A 22,853-nucleotide genomic window follows, 5' to 3' on the forward strand; every position below is an offset into this window, starting at 1 on the left:
GCCTTTCAATTCGCCGCGGCGGTGCCGGCGGGGATGGCCGCCACCTTGCCGTGCAGCAATTGCAGCGCGTAGGTGAGCTGGAAGTCGTAGGGCTTGCCGTCGGCGCCGGTCTTGGGCGCGTTGGCCGGCGCACGGATCACCGTCTGGTTCGGCTTTTTCGGCAGCGGCTCGCCGGCGAGATGGCCGGGCAGGTCGGCCTCGCTGGGCCGGGCGATCTTCGGCACGTCGTCCTCGTCGCCGGCGGCGACCGCCACGTCGGGGATGATGCCCTGGGCCTGGATCGAATGGCCGGACGGGGTGTAGTAGCGCGCCGTCGTCAGGCGCAGCGCGCCGCCGCCTTCGCTAAGCGGGATGATGGTCTGCACCGAGCCCTTGCCGAACGAGGTCATGCCCAGGATCGTCGCGCGGTGGTGATCCTGCAGCGCGCCGGCCACGATCTCCGACGCCGAAGCGGTGCCGGCATTGATCAGCACGATGACCGGCTTGCCGTCGGTCACGTCGCCGGCATGGGCGTCGTAGCGCTGCGTGTCGTCGGGATGGCGGCCGCGCGTCGAGACCACTTCGCCCGCGGTCAACAGGTCGTCGGACACCTGCACCGCCTGGTCGAGCAGCCCGCCGGGATTGTTGCGCAGGTCGAGGACATAGCCCTTGAGGCCCGGGCCGATCTGCTTCTTGAGATCGCGCACCGCGGTCTCGAGCCCGCTCGCCGTGTTCTCGTTGAAGCCGGGCATGCGGATGTAGCCGACATCGCCCTCGCGGTGCCAGCGCACCTCGTCCACCGCGACGACCGCGCGCGTCAGTGTCACGTCGAACGGCTTCTTGGGCGCGTTCTTGTCGGAGGTGCGCAGGATCGTGAGCGTGATCTTGCTGCCGGCCGGGCCGCGCATCTTGTCGATGGCGTCGTTGAGGTTGAGCCCCTGCACCGAGGCGCCGTTGATCGCGGCGATGTAGTCGCCAGCCTTTAGGCCGGCCTTGGCGCCGGGCGTGTTGTCGATCGGCGAGATGATCTTGACGAGGCCGTTCTCCATCGTGACCTCGATGCCGATGCCGCCGAACGAGCCCTTGGTCTGGATCTGCATGTCGGCGAACGCCTTGGCGTCCATGTAGCTGGAATGCGGATCGAGGTTGGAGACCATGCCTTCGATCGCGGCGTTGATCAGTTCGCTGTCGTCTACGGGGCGGACGTAATTGGCGCGCACCCGCTCGAACGCGTCGGAGAACAGGTCGAGCTGGCGATAGGCGCTCATGTCGTTGGCGCCATGGGCGGCGGGAAGGATGCCGAGCGCGGCGACGAAACCGATGGCGATGCCGGCGCCGACGAATGCATATTTGTTCATGTTCTTCTTGCCTTCCTTAGATCGGGTCCCAGGAGGGACGCGGGGCTGGATGCCCGCCCGTTCTGACGCAGTTCGAAGTAAAGCTCGCCATCTTGGCTCATTTGCGGCGCTTTGTCCGTTCGCATGCCTGACGGCATGACGCCCACCGGCTCACCCGCCAGCACCTGGTCGCCTGGCTTGACCACGATCCGGTCGAGCCCCGCGAGCACCAGATCGTACCCAACGCTGACTTCCAGGATCAAGACTTGGCCGTTCTTATGGTAAGGACCGGCGAAAAGCACCTCGCAATCGGCCGGTGCGACCACCTGCGCCCCGGGCGCGGCGGCAAACGTCACCCCCGGCGCCTTGGCGGAGCCGTCCGCCGGCAAGATTGTTCCCACCACGGGCTGGAGCAGCGAGCCCCGGCCGCCCGCTCCGCCGGAATTCTGGGCCGTTACAACCACGACAGATTCCTGCGCCGGCTGGGTGCGCAGCGCCGCGACCCGGGTCAGCAGGACCTCCAGATTGGCGGCCTCGCCCGCGATCGCCTGTAATTTCGTGCGAAGACCGGCATAGGTTACATCGGCGCTGGCGGCCTGGGCGTCCTTGATCGCGAGGAGTTGATCGAGTTCCACCCGGGCATGGCGCAGCTCGGTCGTGATGCTCAGGGCCTCGGCCCGCCTTTGCACCAGCGCCGCGCGCGTCTGCTTCAAGGTCTCGATGCGCCGAGCGAGCGCCGCCGCCTTGCCATAGACATCCGGCAGCGAGGCGCCGATCAGCATCGCGCCGCGCGCCGCGCCCAGCACATCGTCGGGCCGCATCGCCAGCGCCGGCGGCGTGTCGTGCTGCAGTCTTTCGATCACCGCGAGAAGCTGCGCGACCTCGACGCGGTCGCGCAGGAAGCCGGCGGAGAGTTTCCTGTCTTCCGCCGCGAGCCGCACGATCTGGGCATCGAGCACGATCTTCTCACGTTCCAGGCTCTGCACCCGCGCCGCCGTCGCGATCAGCTTGCGGCGCAGGGCCTCGGCCTCGGCCTTGAGGGAATCGCGGCGGGCCTTGGCCGCGTCGGCCTCCGGCTTGCCCTTGGCCAGGTCGCCCTTGAGCTGGCGGAACTGGTCGGCGGTCGAGGGCAGCTTGCCGAGGACCTTCGCCGGCAGCGCATGGGAAAGATCGGGCAAGGCTTCGACCGTCGGCGCGACGACTGGCTGCGGCACGGCCTGTTCCGTGCCGGGCTTGGCGCGCGGCCGGGGCGGCGACGGCTTCCTGGCGCCCGTCATCAGAAGCGCGGCCGCGATGGCGGCGGCCAGCAAGGCGCGATGGGTGAGCGCGTTCAGGCCGCGCTCTCCGCCGGCTGCTTTTCGATCAGCGAATGGCCCGTCATCTGCGGCGATTTCGGCAAGCCCATCAGGTCGAGCAGGGTCGGCGCGACATCGGCGAGGCGGCCATTCACAAGCCGCGTGCCCGCCGGCGCGTTCACCGCGATGATCGGCACGTCGAGCGTGGTGTGCGCGGTGTGCGGCTCATGCGTCACCGGATCCTTCATCATTTCGATATTGCCGTGGTCGGCGGTGACGAGCAGCACGCCGCCGGCCTTCTCCACCGAGGCGCGCAGGCGGCCGAGGCATTCGTCGATCTCGTCGACCGCCAGGATGGCCGCCGACATGATGCCGGTGTGGCCGACCATGTCGGGATTGGCGAAGTTCACGACGATGAGATCGTATTTGCCCGACGCGATGGCCTCTTCGAGCTTCGATATCACTTCCGGCGCGCTCATTTCCGGCTTCAAATCGTAGGTCGCGACCTTGGGGCTGGGCACCAGGATGCGGTCCTCGCCGGCGAACACGGTCTCGCGGCCACCGTTCAGGAAGAAGGTGACATGGGCGTATTTCTCGGTCTCGGCGATGCGAAGCTGTTTGAGCCCGCGCCCCGCGACGATCTCGCCCAGCGTGCCGGTGATGTTCTCGGCGGGGAAAAGCTGGGTCATCAATTTGTTCAGCGCGTCGGAATATTCCGTCATGCCGGCGGCGGCGCAGAAATGCACGACGCGGCCGCGCGCAAAGCCGGCGAAGCCCGTATCGAGCAGCGCCAGCGAGATCTCGCGCGCCCGGTCGGCGCGGAAATTCGCGAAGATCATCGCGTCGCCGTCGGCCATGCCGGCATAGTCGCCGATCACGCGGGGCACGACGAACTCATCGGTGACGCCCTCCTTGTAGGAGGCTTCGACCGCGGTATAGGCGTCGGGGAATTTCGTGCCCTTGGCATCGACCATCGCGTCATAGGCCTTCTCGACACGGTCCCAGCGCTTGTCGCGGTCCATCGCATAGTAGCGGCCGGACACCGTCGCCAGGCGCACGCCCGCGAGGCCGGCCACGGCATCGGCGAAAGTTTTCAGGAAACCCAGCGCGCTCTTCGGCGGCACGTCGCGGCCGTCGAGAAAGGCGTGCACGAAGACCGGCACGCCAGCGCCGGCCAGCACGCGCACCAGCGCCGCGATCTGGTCCTGGTGGCTGTGCACGCCGCCGGGCGACAGCAGGCCCATGACGTGGACGGCGCCCTTGCTTGCCTTTGTCCTGGCGATGACATCGAGCAGGGCGGGCCTTGTGGCGAAGCTGCCGTCCTCGATCGCGAGGTCGATGCGCGGCAGGTCCTGGCTCACGACCCGGCCGGCGCCGATGTTCATGTGGCCGACTTCGGAATTTCCCATCTGCCCAGCCGGCAGGCCGACGGCGCGGCCCGAGGTCGCCAGAAGGGCGTGCGGACAGTCCGCCAGCATGCGGGTGTAGTTCGGCGTCTTGGCTTCGGCGATCGCGTTGTCGGTCGGATCGGGCCGCCAGCCCCAGCCGTCGAGGATGCACAGCACCGCCGGACGCGGGCGGGGGGACGGCGAGGCGGTGGCGGACATGCGAAACCTTTAGGACGGATCGCCCGAAAATAGAAACCGCGCCGCGCGATGTCCATGCAGCCGCCGCGATCGCGCGCATCCCCCATGCAGGAAGCGGCTTTGACAGGGCCAGTTCCCGCACCCTGTACTCCACCCATGCGCTCTTTGCTCGTCGTCCGCCGCGGGCCGTTCGGCCGGCCTTACGCCTTCGTCGTCGTCGCCATCGTCTTCCTGGCGCTGCTGGCGGCGGCCGGCCTGCGCGCCACGCCGGCCGTGCTGATGGTGCCTTGGGAACACGCCTTCGGCTGGTCGCGCGCCACCGTCTCTTTCGCGGCGGCGACCGGCATCTTCCTGTTCGGCCTGACCGGTCCCTTCGCGGCCGCCGCCATGCAGCGCTTCGGCGTGCGCCGCACCGTGCTGGCGGCGCTGGCGCTGATGAGCGCCTCGACGGCGGCGAGCCTTTGGATGACCGCCGCCTGGCAGCTCGAACTGCTCTGGGGCGTGCTCGGCGGCATCGGCAGCGGCGCCATCGCCAATGTCCTGTCGGCGACCATCGCCAACCGTTGGTTCGTGCGCCATCGCGGCCTGGTGACGGGCCTGCTCGCGGCCAGCACCTCGACCGGCACGCTGATCTTCTTCCCGGCGCTTTCGGCCATCCTGGAACAGGGCGGCTGGAAATCCGTGATCATGGTGGTGTCGCTGGGCCTGGCGGCGCTGATCCCGCTGGTCCTGTTCTTCCTGCCGGAAATGCCGGCCCATGTCGCCGAGCGGCCGTTCGGCGCCGATGCCGATCACCATCCGCCGCCGCCGCCCACCGCCAATCCCCTGCGCATCGCCTTCGCCGGCCTGGCCGAGGGCGCGCGCAGCCGCGACTTCTGGCTCCTGGCCGGCACCTTCTTCGTCTGCGGCTTCACCACCAACGGCCTGATCGGCACGCATATGATCGCGCTCTGCGCCGATCACGGCCTGGCCGAAGTGACGGCGGGCGGCCTGCTGGCGATGATGGGCCTGTTCGATCTCGTCGGCACCACCGCCTCGGGCTGGCTGACCGACCGCTTCGATCCGCGCAAGCTGCTCTTCGCCTATTACGGGCTGCGCGGGCTGTCGCTGATCTACCTGCCCTATGCCGATTTCACCTTCTACGGCCTGTCGCTGTTCGCGATGTTCTATGGCCTGGACTGGATCGCCACCGTGCCGCCGACCCTGGCGCTCGCCAACAAGGCCTTCGGCGACCAGCGGGCGCCGGTGATCTTCGGCTGGATCTCCGCCAGCCATCAGATCGGCGCCGCCACCGCGGCCTTCCTCGCCGGCATCTCGCGCACCGCGACCGGTTCCTATCTCGATGCGTTCGTCGTGGCCGGCCTGGTGGCGGTCGGCGCCGCCTTCGCCGCTTTGGCGATCCGCGGCCGGCGCCTCGTACCGGCCTGAACGAACATACCGGCCGGACCTGCCGGGAAGAACTTGCCGGGGGAGCGGAAATCGTCCAGGGAGCGATATCTAACCTATTGGAGAAACAGGAATAATTCCAGCAGAGGGGCGGCACGATCCTGGCAAGAAGGAAGCCGGATCAGTGTCAGAGAGCAGAACCAGCTCATGCGCCGCGCACTCTATATACGACTTGCCTGCCTCGTTTTGGGGGCGGCGCTGGCGGCCGCGCCCGCGCCGGTGATCGCCTTCAGCCGGGTCAAGGACCTGGTCGAGATCGAGGGCATCCGCGACAACATGCTGGTCGGCTATGGCCTGGTGGTCGGCCTCAACGGCTCGGGCGACAGCCTCAAGAACGCGCCGTTCACCCAGCAGAGCCTGCAGACCATGCTCGAACGCATGGGCGTCAACACCCGCGGCACCACGATGCAGACCAAGAACGTCGCCGCGGTGATGGTGACGGCGAACCTGCCGCCTTTCGCGGCCCAGGGCACGCGCATCGACGTGTCGGTCAGCGCGCTGGGCGACGCCAAGAGCCTGCAGGGCGGCACGCTTCTCGTCACCAGCCTGTTCGGCGCCGACGGGCAGATCTACGGCCTCGGCCAAGGCCCGGTCGCGATCGGCGGCTTCACCGCCAGTGGCGACGCGGCCAGCGTCACCCGCGGCGTGCCGACGGCGGGGCGCATCTCCAACGGCGCCATCGTCGAGCGGGAGATTCCCTTCAACCTCGGCGCCCAGCGCTCGCTGCGCCTGTCGCTGCGCAATCCCGACCTGACGACCGCCACGCGCATCGCCAGCGCCGTCAACGCCTACATGGGCGGCGGCATCGCGGAGGCGACCGATCCCTCGACCGTGCGCCTGACCGTGCCGGAGGGCTATCCGCACGGCGTGATGGGCGTCCTGACCGACCTCGAACAGGTCAAGGTCGATCCCGACGAGACCGCGCGCGTGGTGATCGACGAGCAGTCCGGCGTGATCGTGATGGGCGCGGATGTGCGCATCTCCACCGTCGCCATCGCGCAGGGCAACCTCACCATCCGCGTCACCGAGACGCCGCAGGTGAGCCAGCCCGAGCCGTTCAGCCAGGGCGGCACCACCACGACCGTGCCGCGCACCCAGATCAACATCGACGACAGCAAGGGCAACCGCATGGCCGTGCTGCACGAGGGCGTCTCGCTGCAGAGCCTGGTCGACGGGCTGAATGCCTTGGGCGTCGGCCCGCGCGACATCATCTCCATCCTGCAGGCGATCAAGGCGGCCGGCGCGCTCCAGGCCGACATCCAGGTGATCGGATGAGCGGCGACATCGACACCAGCGCCGCGCTGACATCGCTGCAACCGGGCATCCCCACCGCGCCGCGCGCCGCCGATCCGGCATCGGCCAAGAAGGCGGCCGAGCAGTTCGAAAGCGTCTTCATCACCCAATTCGTCGGCGAGATGTTCAACGGCATCTCCACCGACGGCCCGTTCGGCGGCGGCCAGGGCGAGCAGATGTTCCGCTCGCTACTGATGGACGAGTACGGCAAGCAGATGGCGGCGCAGGGCGGCTTCGGCCTCTCCGACGCGATCCAGCGCGAATTGCTCAAGACCCAGGAGACCTCGCATTGAACCCGGACAGCGAAAAGATCGAGCGGCTGGTCAAGCTCGCCGAACGCCTGATCGAGGCGATCGAGGGCGATATCGCGGCGCTGAAGGACGGCAAGCCGCAGGCGATGCGCACCACCGATCCGGAAATCCAGCGCCTGTCGGCGCTCTATAGCCGCGAGGCGCACGGCTTTTCGCCGAACACGGTCAAGGCTGCGTCCGCGTCCTTGCGCGGCCGCTTCACCGAAGTGACGGCGAAATTCCGCGAGACTCTGCAGCTCCATGCGCGGATGCTGACGCGTGTGCGCAATGCCAGCGAAGGCATGATCAAGGCGATCGCCGCCGAGGTCGACCGCTGCGCCGCGCCGGCCCGCACCTACAACCCGCAGCGCCAGGCCTATGGCAAGCCGGCGCAGGCGATGGTGTACAACAACGTCGTTTGAAAATTCTCAGGCCGTCAGCCCGAGCAGCGACGAGGAACTCGTCGAACTCGACGCGCCGCCAGTCAGCATGTTCAGCGCGAGCGTATAGCTCGACATCTGCGCCGTCAGGTAAGCCGGCGCGGTGCCCGTGGTGTTGCCCGGCGTCGCGGCCGGCGCCGGCGGCGCGTTCGTCGTCTGATAGGCGCTCTGGATCTTCGACAGCACGCCGAGAAGCGCCGAGCGCGCCAGATCGGCGCCGGTCTTGGTCGATAGGTCGAAGCTGGTGCCGAGGCCGAGGCCGAAGGACTGGTTCGCGGACGTCGAATTCGTCGTCGCGGGGTCGCTCGATGCGCCCTTCGCGGCCGGCGCCGTCAGCGTTCCCGGCGCGATGCCGAGGCGCGCCAGCGCGTCGGACTGCGCCGGTCCGGAGACCAGCGAGATCGTCTGGCCGGGATTGGCCACGATTTTCAGCCCTTCCGCGCCGCCGGTATAGTTGACCGAAGCGCTGCCATGGGTCTGGAGCTGGATGTTGATCTTGGTGGCCAGCGACTGGAGCGTCTCGCCCTTGTCGATGGTCACGGTGGCGGTGCGCGCCCCGACGCCCCGGATCTGGATCTTGAAGGTATCGCCGGCGCGCAGCGTCGTCTGCGCCGTCAGATCGACCGACTGGTTCGGATTGACCGTGCCGCGCGGCAGGCCGAGCGCGTCCAGCACGCTCGATCCGTTCGGGTCGACCGCGAGGCTGGCGCCGGACGAGACGCCGTCGATGCCGGCATATTGCTTGGTCCAGTTGATCGCGCCCGTCGACGACAGCGCGGTGGCGAAGCTGTTGCTGACATTGGCGATGTTGCGCGTCTGGCCGGCGAAGGTGCCGGTGGTCGAGCCGGTCAGATAGATCGTGCCGTCGCCGCCGACCGTCACAGCGCCGCCCTTGTCCTGCGCCGCCGTGCCGACATAGGAGACGAAGTTCGGTGCCGCGGTCGTGCCCTGATCGGTCAGGGCGAACACGAAGGCATCGCTGCCGCCCGAGGATGGGGTGGCGACCGTCGCGGCACCGCCCGCGGTCAGGTTTGGGTTCTGTGTCGTGCCCGAGACATAGACCTGGCCGCCGGAGACGGTGAGGCCGCCGATGGCGCCGCCATTTTGCAGATCGCCGAGATCCTGCGTCCAGGTCGGCGGCGTGGTGATGTCGCCGCCGGCATACTTCGCCACCACGGCGTGGCCGTTCTGCACGCTGGCGACATACAGGCTGCCGTCGCTGCCGGTCGCCGTCGCGGCGACTGAATCCGCGGCGGACGTGCCGAACTGGTTTTCGGAAATCAAATTGCCCTTGGAATCGAATTTCGCCAGATAGGCGTCGCCGCCGCCCGACGCGGTCTGCCCGTTGCCGATCACGCCGCCGGGCATCGAGACTGCCTTGCCGTCGACATTGGCGGTATAGCCGCCGACCGCGCCGCCGATATAGACATTGCCGCTGGCGTCGACGCTGACGGCGTTCGACTGATTGTTGATCAGGGTCTGGATCTGCTTGACCCAGGTCTGGTTGCCGTTGGCGTCGTATTTGGCGACGAAGCTGTCATTGTTGCCGTCGGCAATCGCGGTCGTCGTCAGATCGGCCGTGGTCGTGCCGGTGATGACGACGCCGCCCTGCGGATTGAGCGCCAGGCCGCCGGCCGTCGCCGTTCCGGCGCTTCCCAGCATGCGCGTCCACAGCACATTGCCGGCGGAATCGTATTTGGTGAGATAGGCGTCCTGCTGGCCCTGATTGACCTGGTTGCCGAAATCGCCGGTGGCGTTGCCGAGCACATAGACGTTGCCGCTCGAATCCACGACGGTGGACGATGCGGTCGTCGTGCCGGTGGTCGGCGCGGCGGTGACGCTGACCGTGTTGGTCGGCGTGGCGGTATCGAGATCGGAAAGCTTGATCAGGCGGCCCTGCTGATCGGCGGCCTGGGACGAGGTGGTCGTGGTTCCGGCCGTCGTCGTGCTGGTGGTCGTCGCGGTTGCCTGGCCGGACGAGCCGGCGAGATAGAGCGACGGCGTCGCCGCGGCCGAGGACAGGCTCACGGTCTCCGTGCCGCCGGGCGAGACCTGAAGCCCGTAGGTCGCCTTGGTGGGATCGAGCACCGATCCGGATGTCAGCACCTTCTGGAAGCGCGTCGAGAAGCCGCCGGCGGAAAGCTGCTGGTTCACATAGGAGACGACATTGTCGAGCGTCAGCGGGCCCTGGATCTGCGACAGGTCGATCGCGACATTGGTCGTCGTGCTGCCCTTCTTGACCGCGATGGTGAAGCTGTCGGACGGCGACAGGCCCGGCAGGGCGCTCCCGAGATTGGCGTTGCTCACCAGCGTCTTGGTCTGATAGTCGAACGAACCGAACGGCACGACCACGGTGGACGTGACGCTGGACGACGGCGCCGCCGCCTGCAGCGTGAAATTGTTGAACGTCGTGTTCGAAATGTAGTTCTCGACCTGCGTGAGACCCGCCTGGAAGCGCGTGTTCAGGCCGGCGAGCTGGCCGGACGTCATGCCGTCGCGCTGACCCATCTTGGCGATATAGGCGAGCGTGTTGACCGCGCTGTAGAGCGAGAAGAGCTTCTGGTTGTCCTGCTCGGTCTTCTGGTCGGCCGTGGTCGTGGCCGCCAAGGGCACGTTGCTGGTGTCGAGGAAATTGGTCGTCGATAGGACCTTCGCGTCTTCCACGCTCTGGTCAGGCTGGGTCGCTTCCCAGGGCGGAGAATCGTTGGCCGTCGCGCTGTTGCTTGCGGTTGCCGTCGACGATGTCGCCGCGGATGCGCCAGCCGATTGCGCCGTGAGAGTCGACACGGAGCTCGTCAGCTTCGCCTGATAGAAGCTGAGCAGCACATTGGGATCGAGACCGACCGACACACGAGAAGCCTTTGCGGACCAACGCGGAATTCTCCCGCGTCGCGGTTAAGACGACGCTAAGTCGACACGATCGTGCTTAATCGAGCCTTAACGGCCGTCGGCGACAATCTTGCCATGTCAGCGCCCCTCTCGACCGATTCCTACGAACACGGCCTTCGCCTGTCCGGCCAAGGCCGTCACGCGGAGGCCATCGACCATTACGAGCGGGCGCTTGCCGCCAGGCCGGACGATTCGCGCGTGCTGTTCGCGCTCGGCAATACGGCGCGGGCGCTGGGCATGGCGAAGCCCGCCGAGGAATTCTATCGTCGCGTGCTGGCGCGGGAGCCGGCGCGGCTCGAAGCGCTCGTCAGCCTGGCGAATTTGCTGCGGGCGCAGGGACAATTGGCCGCCGCCGAAGCGCTGCTCGCGCCGGCGCTGGCGCGGACGCCCGATGCACCGGAGCTATGGCTGACGCTGGGCTCGACCTATCGCGAAATGGGCGATTTCGCGCGGGCGGCGGAACATTATCGCGAAGCCCTGGCGCTCAAGCCGGACTATGCGCCGGCGCTCGTCAACCTGGCCGATCTCTTGACCGACGACGGCGATGTCGACGCGGCCCTGGCGCTGTACGGGCGGGCGATCGCGCGCGAGCCGGACAATGCGCAGGCGCGGCTCAATCGCGCGGTGCTGCATCTTCTCAAAGGCAATCTGAAGGAAGGCTGGCGCGACTACGCCGCGCGGCTGAAAGTGCCCGGCAAGGCGCCGGTGCCGGAGCACAAGCTGACGCGCTGGACTGGCGGCAGCCTGAAGCGGACGCGGCTTCTGGTCACCGCCGAGCAGGGCATCGGCGACCAGATCATGTTCGCCAGCATGATCCCCGATCTCGCAACGCGCGCGGCGCGCGATGGCGGGTCGATCCTGCTCGAATGCGAGCCGCGGCTGGTCGATCTGTTCGCGCGATCCTTTCCCGGCGTGATGGTGCATGGCTGGGACCTGGAAACGCGCGGCGGGATCACGCGGTCGCGCTATGGCTGGCTTAAGCAGGCCGGGGGCGCGAACGCTTTCATCGAGATGGGCAGCATCGCCAAGGTGCTGCGCGGCAGCGTGGACGATTTTCCGGACGACAACGCCTTCCTCAGACCCGATCCGCTGACGATGGCGCAGTTCGGCGGCATTCTCGCGGGCACAGGTCCGGGGCCCCATATCGGCGTGTGCTGGCGCAGCGGCAGCGTCGCCGGCCACCGCGCGCTGCAATACGCGCCGCGCGAGGCCTGGGCCGCGTTCGTCGCGAAGCTGCCAGGAACGGTCGTCAGCGTGCAATACGACGCGCGGGACGAAGAGATCGATGCGCTGGCCGCGATGAGCGGAAGGCCGATTGTCGTGCTGCGCGGCCTGGATCAGAAGATCGAGCTGGATCGAACCTCGGCGTTGCTGGCGTCGCTCGACGCCGTCGTATCGGCGCCGACCGCGGTGTCCTGGCTGGCGGCAGGGACCGGTGTCGACACCTACAAGATCCTCTACGACACGAGCTGGACCGCGCTTGGCCAGCCGCATGAACCCTTCGCGCCGTCCTGCGCGCTGATGATGCCGGGATCGCGTGGCGACTGGGCCAGCGCGTTCGGACGGACGCTGGAGCGGCTCAACGCGACGCTGTAGCCGCGCGCTCGACGCGGCGGGCTTCGAGCGCCCGTGCCAGGTCGGTCGCGATGCGTGCCGCGCCATGGCCGTCGATGGTCATCAGCCCGGCCGCCCGCATCTCGCGCAGCTTGCCAGCATCGCCGAGCGTTTTCGAGACATGCCGTGCGATGGCGTCATCGCCGGTATCTGCGGCGACGCCGAGCGAAATGCCCATACCTGCCGCCTCGAAGGCGGACGCCGATGCGGCGTGATCTTCGGTCAGGCAGAGATAGAGCGCCGGCACGCCCGCGGCGGCGAGTTCATAGGCCGTCACGCCGAAGGCCGCGAGCGCGAGATCGGCCCCGGCGAATTCGGTCGCCAGATCGTCGGCGCCCTCGATCGTCTCGAAATTGCGGTTGAGCGTCACGATCTGGCGCGCGACCGCCCTGCGATCCGCCATTCCGGGACCGATGACGAAGCGGGCGCGGAAGGCGGGATCCAGCTTGGCGAGCGCGCGGGCGCTGCGCAGCGTCAGGCCGAACGGATCGCTGCCGCCCATGGTGACGAGGAGTACGGGGCGACCGGAGACTTTGCGCGGCGGCATCGCCGTCTGGCTCGAGCCCAGCAACGACCATTCCCAGCCGATGCGGGGGCTGCAGTGCGAGCCGGTCCAATCCAGTGCCAGAGCCTGCGGCACGGGCGGATAATAGGCCAGATCGCAGGCAAGACGGCGATCCGAACCGTCATCGACCAGGGCCGTCAGCGCGAGGCGTTGAGACAGTGCCGCGAGTTCGGCGCGATCGGGGCCTTCCCGGCAATCGAGCAGCAGGAGGTCGGGCGCGTGCTTGTCCACCAGAGAGTCGAGTGTGTCTGCGATCGTCACGCCGAAACCGGCGCGGCGGATCGGCTCGCAGGCATCGTCCGTGCCATTCAGGGCGAACACCGCGCCGATGCCCTCGCGGTCGCGCAGGGCGCGCGCCAGCGCCACCATGCGTTTGACATGGCCGTAGCCGAATTTGCCGCCGCCGTCGCAGCGGATGAGCGCAAGGCCGCCCTGCGCCGCGATCCGCTTCTGCTGGACATGCGCGTTGATGCGGCGAAGCGAAGGCTCGCGTTCGAGCAGCAGCAGGATGTCGGCCAGCGAGGCTTCGCCGGCCTTGGCCGCCATGCGGGCATGCACCGCTTCGATGAAAGCCAGATCGTCGGGCGTATCGACGGTGAGTCGCCCGCCCTCGCGCGCCAGCTCCGGATAGGCGGATGCGCGCGCGATGGGCACAAAGTCGGGATGCAGCTTGAAATAGCCGGTGACGTGCTCGCGCGCGACGGCGTCGTCCTGTGCGTCCATCATCAGCTTGTCCAGGCCGCGACGGGTGAAGGGATCGACGCCCTCATGCGCGGTCCGCGCGCCGTCCCGCATCAGGACGTAATCGCCGCCCTGCGCGATCATCGCGGTCAGGAGATGGTCGATGAAGCCAGCATCGATGAAGGGTGCGTCGGAGGAGACCCGCACGATGACGTCCGCGTCGGTCGCTTCGGCGGCAAGCGCGAAGCGCGCCAGGACCTCGTCTTCCGGGCCGCGGATCACGGCGACACCGTTCTCCTTGCCGAATTCGACGATGGCGTCGTCCGCGGCGTTTGTCGTCGTGGCGACGGCGATGTCTTCGATGAGGTGGGATTTCTTCAGGCGGTGGACGATGTGCCAGAGCAGCGGCCGCCCGGCGATGGGCCGCAGCACCTTGCCGGGGAGGCGCGTCGAACCCATGCGGGCCTGGATGATGGCGACGATCCGCAGGTGCTCGCTCACGCGGCGCCTTTCCATTCGGCACGGATCGCGCGCAGCGGACGCATGCCGTCGGACGGATCGGCGCGCCAGTCGCGGTCGGCCAGTTCCGAGGGCTGCGGGCCCTTGAAACCCCGGCCGTCGGCGGCCATCGATTCGCGGATGCGGGCGATGACCGGGGCGATCTCGCCCGGCAGCCAGCAATGGCCGGCAGCGTATTCCGCGCCCCGGCCATCGAGGTCGAGATGGAATTCGACGGCGGCCGCGTTCCAATGGTGCACGGCGCGCTCGATCACGGCGGGCCGGCGGGTATGATCGGACCAGCCGACCTTGCAGCCGGTGGCGTCGCGTATCGCCGCGATGGCGGCGAGATTGGCTTCGGCGGCCGGCGTCGGATAGGCCGAAACGCAGTGCAGGAGCGTGATGTCGGCAGCGCCGGCGCGCTTCAGCGTGTTCGCGGCGGCCGCGATCTCTTCCATCGTCGCCATGCCGGTCGACAGCACGACGGGCTTGCCGGTCCTGGCGCAGGCTTCCAGCAGCGGCGTCACGAGAAGTTCGTAGGATGCGATCTTGTAGAAGGAGACGAAGGGCCTGAGTTCCTCCACCGCTTCGAGATAGAACGGCGTGCAGGAGAACTGGATGCCCCGTGCCAGGCAGCGTTCCGACAGGGGCGCGAGATGGGCGTGTGGAAGTTCCCATTGCCGGCGTGCGCGATGCTTCTCGCTTCGGGCAAGGATTTCCGGGGCGAACATGCGGTCGATCTTGAAGAGCTGGAACTTCACCGCGTCGCAGCCCGCATCCGCCGCCGCGTCGACGAAGGCGAGCGCCCGGCCAAGATCGCGATCGTGGTTGCTGGAGGCTTCGGCGATGAAGATCGGTAAGGCGGTCATGCGTCGGCCATCTGAATCTCTCTTAACCGTTTTTAAATGCGTTATGGCTAAAAGAGCGTTAACGAGGGGCCGCCATGGGCGTGGAAATCGCACAAACCAGCATCGTCGCGGTAAAGCCTTGAGCGACATCACCCGCCCCTTTTTCGTCGTGTCGAGCGGACGCTCGGGCACGGCGATGCTGCACAAGGCGCTGTCGGCGGAGCCGGGCGTCGAGATCCATCACGAATACATGGTCCAGATCGCCCAGCCGCTCGCGGTGCGGCGTTATCTCGGGCTTGTCGATGCCGCGGAGACCCTGAAGATCCTGGGCGAAACCCATGTCGCGGCGGTCGGCTACAGCGAAGCCCGCCATTGGGGCGATTCGTCCAACAAGCTGTCCTGGCTCATTCCCGAGCTGGCGAAGGCGCTGCCCTCGGCCAAATTCGTCCATCTCGTGCGCGACGGCCGCAAAGTCGCCGGGTCCTATTTCCGCAAGCTGGGCGATGAGTGCTACGACGACCGTTCCACGCGCATCCTTCAGGCCCATTACGACGATCCCGCCCGCGCGCCGGCGCCACCGCCGGAGAAGAAATACTGGTGGCCGGTGCCGCGCCGGGACGATCCGGCGGCGCCGAGCTTTCGCAGCTTCGATCAGTTCGAACGCATCTGCTGGCACTGGGCAGAGGTGAACCGCGTCATCCTGAGCGAGTTGGCGCGGCTGCCGGCCCGCCGGCAGATGTTCGTGCGCCTGGAAGACCTGCATGACGAGCCCGGCGCCGTGAAGAGCGTCTACGACTTCCTGGGCCTGCCCTTCTCGGACGCGGCCTTCGCGGCCTTCGCCCGGCCGCACAATGTGAACCGGCCGGAAGACCGGCTGCTCGAGCCCGCCGAGCGCGCGCGGTTCGACGCCATCGCGGGCGGGATGATGGAGCGCCTCGGCTATGCAAAACGTGCCGAGTACGTGATGAATTATTAACCAAGAAGCGCCGATGATGGTTACCGGAATATTTCGTCGGACCATTCCATGAGCGACACCTGCGAGCTCTGCCAACGCGCGGCGCTCGAACCGATCTACAAGCCGGAAAAATCGACGCGCGGCCTGACCGTTTATCTGTGTTCGGTCTGCGGGCTGCTGCAGAGCCTGCCGCGCATCGATCGCGCGGCGCGCGCACCGGCGGCGGTGTCCGCCGGCGCCGATTGGGGCAATGTCCGCTATGGCAAGGGCTTTCGCACCCAGATCGCGGTCGAGGCGCTGCGCCGGCATCGCGATTTCGCGAGCGACTTCGCGCTGCTCGACGTGGGCTCGAACCGCGGCAGCTTCGCCCGCGCCTTCCTGACCGCGGCGCCGAACGCGCATCTTATCGCCGTCGAGCCCGACGAGCGCGTCGCCGCCAATTGCGCCGGCCTGCCACGAACCCAGCTGATCGGCGAGCGCATCGAGAACGTCGCGCTGGAGACGGGCCGGTTCGACGCGATCCATTCCTGCCACACGATCGAGCACCTGATCCATCCGGCCAGCACGCTGGCCGATCATCATCGCGTGCTGAAAGACGGCGGCATTCTGGTGCTGGACGCGCCGAATACCGCGCTTCTGGCCAGCGACGACATCGTCGAGGAATGGTTCATCGACAAGCATCTCTATCACTTCTCGGAAACGACGCTGACGCGGATGCTCGAAGCGTCCGGATTCACGATCCTGGAGCGGCCGGACGCCAAGGACCGCAGCAACCTGTTCTTCGTCGCCAAGAAGAACGGCAAGGCGCCGTCCAACAGCGGCGTCAACCTCGATGAGGTCGAATATGCCCGCAATCTGATCGCGACCTATGTCGCGAATCGCGCGCGCAATCTCGCCGCGCTGACGGCGGTGGCAACCGAATTGCTGAGCCTGGCGCCCCGGCGCGTCGCGATATGGGGTGCCGGACGGCTGTTCGACAGCCTGGTGACCCACGGCAAGTTCGACGCCAGCTCGCTTGCGATCCTGGTCGACAAGCACCTGAAAGCGCATGTCGGCGAACGGCATGGTTGCACTCTGACCGGCCCCGAAGACCTTGCCTCGGCCAAGCCCGGGGTCGTGGTGGTGATGAGCCGCGACTTCGCCGGCGAGATCGCCCAGGAGGTCAACACGCTGACGCCGGGCGCCGAGATCATTCTCTATACCGACCTGATGAGTCGGGCGCGCGCCGCCGCATAGGAGCTCCCATGGCCTTGACCCTGCGGTCCATCAGCGAAGAAGAGCCGCGCACGGCGGCGCAGGATCTGGAAGACCAGCTCGCGAAGGCGGCCGCCTTCGTGCGCAGGCACACCATCGCCTCGATCTATCACGCGGGCTCCGGCCATCCGGGCGGCGCCTTGTCGTGCGCCGACATCCTGACCTGCCTGTTCGGCGCCGAGCTGAACTTCTGGCCGAATGCGATCGACGATCCCGAGCGCGACCGCTTCGTCCTCTCCAAGGGTCACGCAGCGCCGGCGCTGTACGCGGCCGGCGCGCATTACGGGTTCTGCGACGCCAAGGCGGCGCTCAACCTGCGCAAGCTGAACAGCCCCTTCCAGGGCCATCCGCACGTGCTCGACCTGCCCTGGGTCGAGACCAGCACCGGCTCGCTCGGCCAGGGATTCTCGGTCGCGCTCGGCATGGCGATGGGGCTGAAGCTGAAGAACAGTTCGGCGCGGGTCTACACGCTGCTCGGCGACGGCGAGTTGCAGGAGGGCGAGGTGTGGGAAGCCGCGATGTGCGCGGCGCATCACTGCCTCGACAATCTCTGCGTCATCATCGACTACAACAAGCTGCAAAGCGACAACCGCAATTCCGAGATCATGCGGCTGGAACCGCTGGCCGCGAAGTGGCGCGCCTTCGACTGGGCCATCGCCGAGATCGACGGCCACGACATTCGCGAAATCCTGTCGACCTTTCGCCGCGCCGGCGTTACCCGAGGCCGCCCCTCGGTGATCATCGCCGACACGATCAAGGGCAAGGGCGTGAAATACATGGAGGGCATCGCGGCCTGGCATGGCAGCGTGAAGCTGACCCGCGAACAGGCCGAGGACGCGCTGCAATCGCTGGGCGCCAAGAGCGCCGAGATCAAGGAACTCCTCGATGTCCACTAGTGCTCCGGCCCTGATCGGCACCAGCGGCGATTCGCTGCGCGAAGCGTTCGGCAAGGCGCTATCCGCCCTCGCCGACGAGTTTCCCAAAGTCGTCGTGCTCGACGCCGACATCGCCGGCGGCACCGGCGTGCATCACTTCCGCAAAAGCCACCCCGAACGGCTGCTGCAATTCGGTATCGCGGAGCAGAACATGATGGCGGCGGCCGGCGGGCTGGCGGCGACCGGATTCATCCCGGTGGTCACGACCTTCGCGGTGTTCTGCCTGCGCGCGGTGGAGCAGGCGCGATTGTCGCTCGCCTATGCGCGGCGCAACGCCAAGATCGTCGCGAGCCATCCCGGGCTCGACGTCGGACCCGACGGTGGCTCGGCCCAGGCGCTCGAGGACCTTGCGGTGTTCCGCGCCATTCCCGGCATGACGGTGATCTCGCCGGCCGATCCGACCGAGATGGCGCTGGCGACCCGCGCCATCCTGGAATTCGACGGCCCGGTCTATATGCGCACCGGCCGCAGCGCATCCCAGCGGCTGTTTGGTGACGACCACACATTCGAGATCGGCAAGGGCCGGATCATCCGGGACGGCCGCGACCTCACCATCGTGGCCTGCGGCGTCGAAGTGGCGCGGGCGCTGCAAGCCGCGGAGCTTCTCGCGCAGGAGAACATCTCCGCCCGCGTCGTGAACATGGCGACGATCAAGCCGATCGACGCCGATCTTCTCGCGCGCTGCGCCGAAGAAACCGGCGCCTTCGTCACGGCGGAGGACCACAACATCCATGGCGGGCTAGGGAGCGCGGTGGCGGAAGCCTTGGCGCGCTCGCGGCCCTCGCCCGTCGAATTCGTCGGCGTGAAGGACGTGTTCGGCGCTTCCGGCGAGCCGGAGGAACTGGCCGAGTTGTATGGCCTGACCGCGCCGCACATCGCCGCCGCGGCGCGCGCCGTGCTGGCACGCAAGGCGGGCCGCGCATGAGCCGGTTCTCGCTCGCCGGAAAGAACGCCGTCGTCACCGGCGGCAGCCGCGGGATCGGACGCGCCATCGCGCTCGGCCTGGCGCAGGCCGGCGCCGACATCGTCTTCACCTATCGTGAGAAGCGCGACGAGGCTGACGCCGTGGCCGCCGACATCGCCAAGACCGGACGCCGCGCCCTGGCGCTGCCAATGGACGTCACCGACCGCGCCAGCGTGGAAGCGGCAGCACGCGATGCCCGCGCCTTCGGCAAGATATCAATCCTCGTGAACAATGCCGGTATCAACAAGCCGACCGATTTCGACAAGATCGAAGACCGCGACTGGGATACGGTCCTGGCGACCAATCTCAAGGGTCCCTTTGTCTGCGCGCAAGTGTTCCTGCCGCTTCTGGCCGAGGCCGGCGGCGGCTCGATCGTCCATATCGGCTCGGTCAGCGGGCAATATGGCGGACCGCGCACGGCGCATTACGCGGCATCGAAGGCCGGGCTGATCTCGCTGGCGCAGGTCATCGCGCGGTTCGGCGCGGCGTCGCATGTGCGTTCCAACGTGGTGGCGGCGGGCCTGATCGCCTCCGACATGGGCAATGCGGGTTTGCAGGCGGCGAGCGTGCAGAAAGCGGCCGAAGGCATCATCTTGAAGCGGCTCGGCCGTACCGAGGAAGTCGCCGACGCCGTCGTGTTTCTCGCCGGCGACGCGTCGTCCTACATCACGGCGCAGACCATCAACGTCAATGGCGGGCTCTACTTCTGATGGGCAAAACACTTCTCATCGTATCCGGCGGGATCGAGGCGGCCGACGCCGCCAAGCGCGCCAAGGAAATGGGACATTACGTCGTCGTCTCCGACCGCGATCCGCAGGCGCCGGGCTTCGCCTTCGCCGATTCCTGCCTGATCGCGGACGTCTATGGCCCAAGCGAGACGGCGGCCGCCGCCGAACGCTACAGCCGCAAGATCCGCAAGATCGACGGCGTGATCTGTGTCGCGGCCGACGCGCCGATCACCGCCGCGACGGTGGCACAGCGCCTGCGCCTTCCCGGCATTTCGCTCGCCAGCGCGGAGCTCGCCTGCGACAAGCTTGCGATGAAACGGCGCTTCGCCGAATGCGGCGTGCCGGTACCGTGGTTCGCCGAGATCCCGACGCCGCAGGCCTTGCAACGCGTCGCGATCGAGCGCGGCCGCGACCTGGTGATCAAGCCGGCGGATTCGCGCGGCAGCCGCGGCGTGCAGCGCGTGGCCCAGGTCGCCGATCTCGACAAGGCGTTCGCGTTCGCACGCTCCCATTCACCCAGCGAGCGCGTGATGGTCGAGCAATATCTGGACGGACCGCAAGTCTCCACCGAATCCGTGGTCGTCGACGGTCGCTGCTTCACGCCGGGCTTCTCGGACCGCAACTACGAATATCTCGAACGCTATGCGCCGTTCTTCATCGAGAATGGCGGCGACCTGCCAAGCCATCTGCCGGCCGAACTTCAGCAGAAGGTCAAGGACGTCGTGGCGCGGGCCGCCGCGGCGCTCGGCATCACGAACGGCACCGTCAAGGGCGACATCGTCGTCCACAAGGGCGAGCCCTATGTCATCGAGCTGGCGGCGCGGCTTTCGGGCGGGTTCTTCTGCACCCGCGAGATCCCGCTCAACACCGGCGTCGATTTCGTCGGCGCGGCGATCCGCATCGCGCTCGGCGAAGCGGTCGCGCCGGAAGACCTCGAGCCGAAGCATTTCACGCCCGTGATCCAGCGCTATGCCTTTCCCAAGGCGGGGCGCGTGGTCGCGATCGAGGGCGCCGAGGAAGCGCGCCGGATCGGCGGCGTCGCCGACGTGATCGTGACCGCCAAGCCGGGCGACGTCATTCCCGATGCCGGCGACAAGCGTCCGTCCGCGGCGATGGTGCTGACGGTCGGCCCGTCGCGCGAGGCGGCGCTGGCGGCCGCGAACGACGCGCTGGCCTGCCTGAAGATCGTGACCGCGTGAACGCGCCGCTGCAACGTCGTGAACTGGCGGCGGCGGCCGGTACGTTGCAGCTCTTTGCGCTGTTTCATCTCAATCTCGCCTTCTCCTCCATCGAGGACGAGCAGCGCGGCGAGGTCATCGCGCGTTGCTACTGGCCGCTGCTGCGGCTTGCCGAAAAGTTCGGCCCCATCGGTATCGAAGCGACCGGCTATACGCTGGAAGAGATCGCCAGGCGCGATCCGGAATGGATCGGGCAAGCGCGCGCGCTGATCGCGAGCGGACGCATCGAACTGATCGGCTCGGGCTATTCGCAGATGATCGGGCCTCTGGTGCCCGCGCGGGTCACCGAGGCCAATCTGCGCATCGGGAACGACGTCTATGAGCGCCTACTCGGCACACGGCCGACGCTGGCGCTGGTCAACGAGCAGGCCTATTCCGCCGGACTTGTCGGCCTCTATCTCGACGCCGGCTATTCCGCGCTGGCGATGGATTGGGACAATCCCGGCACGGCGCATCCGGAATGGCCGGCGGAGACGCGCTATCTGCCGCAGCGGGCGCTGGGCGCGGACGGCCGCTCCATCGGGCTGGTGTGGACCAACACCGTCGCGTTCCAGAAGATGCAGCGCCTCGTGCATCGCGACATCGGCATCGACGCTTATCTCGACTATGTCCGCTCGCAACAGGCACCCGGGCGGCGCGCGCTCTGTATCTATGCCAGCGACGCCGAGATCTTCGACTTCCGGCCCGGCCGCTACAAGACCGAGGAGAAGCTGAGCGGCGAAAGCGAATGGACGCGCATGGAAGAAGCCTTCGCGCGGCTGACAGGCGAATTCGCGCTGGTCGCGCCGTCGGACGTGCTTTCGCTGCGCGATACGGCGAGCGCCGGGCAACACCTTCGTCTAGAAACGGCGGCCGGCCCGATTCCGGTCAAGAAGCAGCGCAAATACAATGTGGCGCGCTGGGCCGTCACGGGACGCGACGATCTGGGCGTCAACGCCGCCTGCGAGCGAATCTATTGCGGACTGGCCGTCGCGAATGCCGACGACAGTGCCTGGAAAGAACTTTGCTGGCTGTGGGCCAGCGATTTCCGCACGCATGTCACCGAGACGCGGTGGACGAAATTCCGCGCCCGGCTCCGTGACGCGGAGGCGCGTTGGGCCGCGCCGGCCGCGCCGGCGGTTGTCAATCCGGATGGCACGGCGATCGAGGATCGATTCATCGCCATCGATACGGGACAGGTGACCACCCGTCTCGATCGCCGCCGCGGCCTGGCGCTCGACGGCGTCCGTTTCGCGGGCCATGCGAAGGCGTCGCTCGGCGGCGTTCCGCACGGCCATTTCGACGACATCGCGCTGCAGGCCGATTGGTACAGCGGCGACTGCGTCTTCGAAGCGCCCGGCGAGCACAAGGTAACCGATCTCGACTGGGCCGCCACACACCTGCGGACGGCGGGCAATGGCGACGTTGTCGTATCGGGCCGGATCGAGACGCCGAAAGGCGCGATCGAGAAGACGCTTCGCTTCTCGGCCAGCGAGCCGCGCATCGATTTCGAGCTGACGTTCCATTGGCCCGACTGGGGCAAGGGCAGCCTGCGTCTCGGCCATGTCACGCTTCTGGACGAGGCGTTCGATCTTTCGCGCCTGTTCCTGACCACACACAATGGCGGTCGTGCGGCGGAACGCTTCGATCTCGCCGGACAGACGGTCGAGCATGGCGCGCCGGTGTCGTTCCTGGTGTCTTCCTCGCAAGGCCTTGGCATGACCGAAGGCTGGGCCGAGATCGGCGACGATGCCACGCGTATCCGCGTCGAGGTCGACCGGTCCGCGGCCTGCCTGCTCGGCCTGCTGACGCACCGCGTCAGCGGTGGGCGGCTGTTTTGCCAGTTGATCCTCTCGGCGCTGGAGCTCGACGACACGCGCAAGCCGTCGGCCTATGAGTCCAGCCCGCGCCGCTTCCGCTTCAGCCTGATCGGCCGCTGAACTTCCCGCCAAAAAGGATACGGACGGCGCCCCGATGGACGCCGTCCGCTCCATTTTTTACCCACCCTCAACAAGTCCCCTACGCCCCAGGGCGCGAAG

18 protein-coding genes are annotated in these 22,853 nt (G+C 67.6%); 12 read left to right on the forward strand and 6 right to left on the reverse strand.

Translation table 11 applies throughout. The features are described 5' to 3' along the window. Positions 1 to 5: 5 nt before the first annotated feature. The 3 genes from WDM86_09350 to gpmI are packed head-to-tail and all read right to left on the reverse strand — an operon-like array spanning position 6 to position 4,218. Positions 6 to 1,337 carry a S41 family peptidase gene (locus WDM86_09350; GenBank protein MEI9990231.1) on the reverse strand — a complete coding sequence of 444 codons (1,332 nt, stop codon included), beginning with the start codon at positions 1,335 to 1,337 and terminating at the stop codon, positions 6 to 8. Further along, positions 1,334 to 2,626: a peptidoglycan DD-metalloendopeptidase family protein gene (locus WDM86_09355; GenBank protein MEI9990232.1), complete on the reverse strand. Its 1,293-nt coding sequence runs from the start codon at positions 2,624 to 2,626 to the stop codon at positions 1,334 to 1,336. Before WDM86_09355 ends, WDM86_09350 begins: the two co-directional genes overlap by 4 nt. Positions 2,627 to 2,646: 20 nt before the next feature. After that, positions 2,647 to 4,218, reverse strand: a complete 1,572-nt coding sequence (gene gpmI, locus WDM86_09360) for a 2,3-bisphosphoglycerate-independent phosphoglycerate mutase (protein MEI9990233.1) — start codon at positions 4,216 to 4,218, stop codon at positions 2,647 to 2,649. 135 nt (positions 4,219 to 4,353) lie between these two features. On the opposite strand from gpmI, the gene WDM86_09365 reads away from it, so the two are divergent. From WDM86_09365 to WDM86_09380, 4 genes are all read left to right on the forward strand, one after another. Further along, the gene (locus WDM86_09365) at positions 4,354 to 5,625 is read left to right on the forward strand and encodes an MFS transporter (GenBank protein MEI9990234.1); all 1,272 of its coding nucleotides are present in this window, start codon (positions 4,354 to 4,356) and stop codon (positions 5,623 to 5,625) included. A 165-nt stretch (positions 5,626 to 5,790) separates the two neighbouring features. After that, the gene (locus tag WDM86_09370) at positions 5,791 to 6,918 is read left to right on the forward strand and encodes a flagellar basal body P-ring protein FlgI (GenBank protein MEI9990235.1); all 1,128 of its coding nucleotides are present in this window, start codon (positions 5,791 to 5,793) and stop codon (positions 6,916 to 6,918) included. Then, complete coding sequence (locus WDM86_09375; GenBank protein MEI9990236.1) at positions 6,915 to 7,229, forward strand: rod-binding protein; 315 nt, start codon at positions 6,915 to 6,917, stop codon at positions 7,227 to 7,229. The genes WDM86_09370 and WDM86_09375 overlap by 4 nt, the downstream gene beginning before the upstream one ends. Further along, entirely contained in the window at positions 7,226 to 7,648 is a 423-nt protein-coding gene (locus WDM86_09380; protein ID MEI9990237.1) for a hypothetical protein, read from the forward strand. The genes WDM86_09375 and WDM86_09380 overlap by 4 nt, the downstream gene beginning before the upstream one ends. Before the next feature lie 6 nt (positions 7,649 to 7,654). On the opposite strand, the gene WDM86_09385 is transcribed toward WDM86_09380, so the two are convergent. Continuing rightward, positions 7,655 to 10,516 (reverse strand): hypothetical protein, encoded by a 2,862-nt coding sequence (locus tag WDM86_09385; GenBank protein ID MEI9990238.1) that lies wholly within the window; start codon positions 10,514 to 10,516, stop codon positions 7,655 to 7,657. Positions 10,517 to 10,630: 114 nt separating this feature from the next. Between WDM86_09385 and WDM86_09390 the strand changes: the two genes are divergently transcribed. Next, positions 10,631 to 12,151: a tetratricopeptide repeat protein gene (locus WDM86_09390; protein MEI9990239.1), complete on the forward strand. Its 1,521-nt coding sequence runs from the start codon at positions 10,631 to 10,633 to the stop codon at positions 12,149 to 12,151. Here WDM86_09390 and WDM86_09395 read toward each other — a convergent pair. After that, a complete protein-coding gene (locus WDM86_09395) occupies positions 12,135 to 13,916 on the reverse strand; it encodes an NTP transferase domain-containing protein (protein ID MEI9990240.1) in 1,782 nt (593 codons plus the stop codon). The two genes, WDM86_09390 and WDM86_09395, sit on opposite strands and share 17 nt — an antisense overlap. Next, positions 13,913 to 14,782: an N-acetylneuraminate synthase family protein gene (locus WDM86_09400; protein MEI9990241.1), complete on the reverse strand. Its 870-nt coding sequence runs from the start codon at positions 14,780 to 14,782 to the stop codon at positions 13,913 to 13,915. The genes WDM86_09395 and WDM86_09400 overlap by 4 nt, the downstream gene beginning before the upstream one ends. Positions 14,783 to 14,900: 118 nt before the next feature. Between WDM86_09400 and WDM86_09405 the strand changes: the two genes are divergently transcribed. Genes WDM86_09405 through WDM86_09435 form a run of 7 tightly spaced genes read left to right on the forward strand, consistent with a single transcriptional unit; the run spans position 14,901 to position 22,754 of the window. Further along, positions 14,901 to 15,737, forward strand: a complete 837-nt coding sequence (locus WDM86_09405) for a sulfotransferase (GenBank protein ID MEI9990242.1) — start codon at positions 14,901 to 14,903, stop codon at positions 15,735 to 15,737. A gap of 48 nt (positions 15,738 to 15,785) precedes the next feature. Further along, positions 15,786 to 16,952 (forward strand): class I SAM-dependent methyltransferase, encoded by a 1,167-nt coding sequence (locus WDM86_09410; GenBank protein ID MEI9990243.1) that lies wholly within the window; start codon positions 15,786 to 15,788, stop codon positions 16,950 to 16,952. An 8-nt stretch (positions 16,953 to 16,960) separates the two neighbouring features. Then, positions 16,961 to 17,866 (forward strand): transketolase, encoded by a 906-nt coding sequence (locus tag WDM86_09415; GenBank protein ID MEI9990244.1) that lies wholly within the window; start codon positions 16,961 to 16,963, stop codon positions 17,864 to 17,866. Next, on the forward strand, positions 17,856 to 18,830 hold the full coding sequence (locus WDM86_09420) for a transketolase C-terminal domain-containing protein (protein ID MEI9990245.1): 975 nt from the start codon (positions 17,856 to 17,858) through the stop codon (positions 18,828 to 18,830). The genes WDM86_09415 and WDM86_09420 overlap by 11 nt, the downstream gene beginning before the upstream one ends. Continuing rightward, positions 18,827 to 19,579: a 3-oxoacyl-ACP reductase family protein gene (locus WDM86_09425; protein MEI9990246.1), complete on the forward strand. Its 753-nt coding sequence runs from the start codon at positions 18,827 to 18,829 to the stop codon at positions 19,577 to 19,579. The genes WDM86_09420 and WDM86_09425 overlap by 4 nt, the downstream gene beginning before the upstream one ends. Next, a complete protein-coding gene (locus tag WDM86_09430) occupies positions 19,579 to 20,796 on the forward strand; it encodes an ATP-grasp domain-containing protein (GenBank protein ID MEI9990247.1) in 1,218 nt (405 codons plus the stop codon). The genes WDM86_09425 and WDM86_09430 overlap by 1 nt, the downstream gene beginning before the upstream one ends. Continuing rightward, positions 20,793 to 22,754 (forward strand): hypothetical protein, encoded by a 1,962-nt coding sequence (locus tag WDM86_09435; protein ID MEI9990248.1) that lies wholly within the window; start codon positions 20,793 to 20,795, stop codon positions 22,752 to 22,754. The genes WDM86_09430 and WDM86_09435 overlap by 4 nt, the downstream gene beginning before the upstream one ends. Positions 22,755 to 22,853 lie beyond the last annotated feature (99 nt).

The organism is Rhizomicrobium sp., from assembly GCA_037200045.1.
GTDB lineage: Bacteria > Pseudomonadota > Alphaproteobacteria > Micropepsales > Micropepsaceae > Rhizomicrobium.

Excerpts from the sequence above, each read along its gene's own strand:
- WDM86_09350 (MEI9990231.1), bottom strand. The coding sequence starts at position 1,337 with ATGAACAAATATGCATTCGTCGGCGCCGGCATCGCCATCGGTTTCGTC.
- gpmI (MEI9990233.1), bottom strand. The coding sequence starts at position 4,218 with ATGTCCGCCACCGCCTCGCCGTCCCCCCGCCCGCGTCCGGCGGTGCTG.
- WDM86_09365 (MEI9990234.1), top strand. The coding sequence starts at position 4,354 with ATGCGCTCTTTGCTCGTCGTCCGCCGCGGGCCGTTCGGCCGGCCTTAC.
- WDM86_09370 (MEI9990235.1), top strand. The coding sequence starts at position 5,791 with ATGCGCCGCGCACTCTATATACGACTTGCCTGCCTCGTTTTGGGGGCG.
- WDM86_09375 (MEI9990236.1), top strand. The coding sequence starts at position 6,915 with ATGAGCGGCGACATCGACACCAGCGCCGCGCTGACATCGCTGCAACCG.
- WDM86_09390 (MEI9990239.1), top strand. The coding sequence starts at position 10,631 with ATGTCAGCGCCCCTCTCGACCGATTCCTACGAACACGGCCTTCGCCTG.
- WDM86_09400 (MEI9990241.1), bottom strand. The coding sequence starts at position 14,782 with ATGACCGCCTTACCGATCTTCATCGCCGAAGCCTCCAGCAACCACGAT.
- WDM86_09410 (MEI9990243.1), top strand. The coding sequence starts at position 15,786 with ATGAGCGACACCTGCGAGCTCTGCCAACGCGCGGCGCTCGAACCGATC.
- WDM86_09415 (MEI9990244.1), top strand. The coding sequence starts at position 16,961 with ATGGCCTTGACCCTGCGGTCCATCAGCGAAGAAGAGCCGCGCACGGCG.
- WDM86_09420 (MEI9990245.1), top strand. The coding sequence starts at position 17,856 with ATGTCCACTAGTGCTCCGGCCCTGATCGGCACCAGCGGCGATTCGCTG.
- WDM86_09425 (MEI9990246.1), top strand. The coding sequence starts at position 18,827 with ATGAGCCGGTTCTCGCTCGCCGGAAAGAACGCCGTCGTCACCGGCGGC.
- WDM86_09430 (MEI9990247.1), top strand. The coding sequence starts at position 19,579 with ATGGGCAAAACACTTCTCATCGTATCCGGCGGGATCGAGGCGGCCGAC.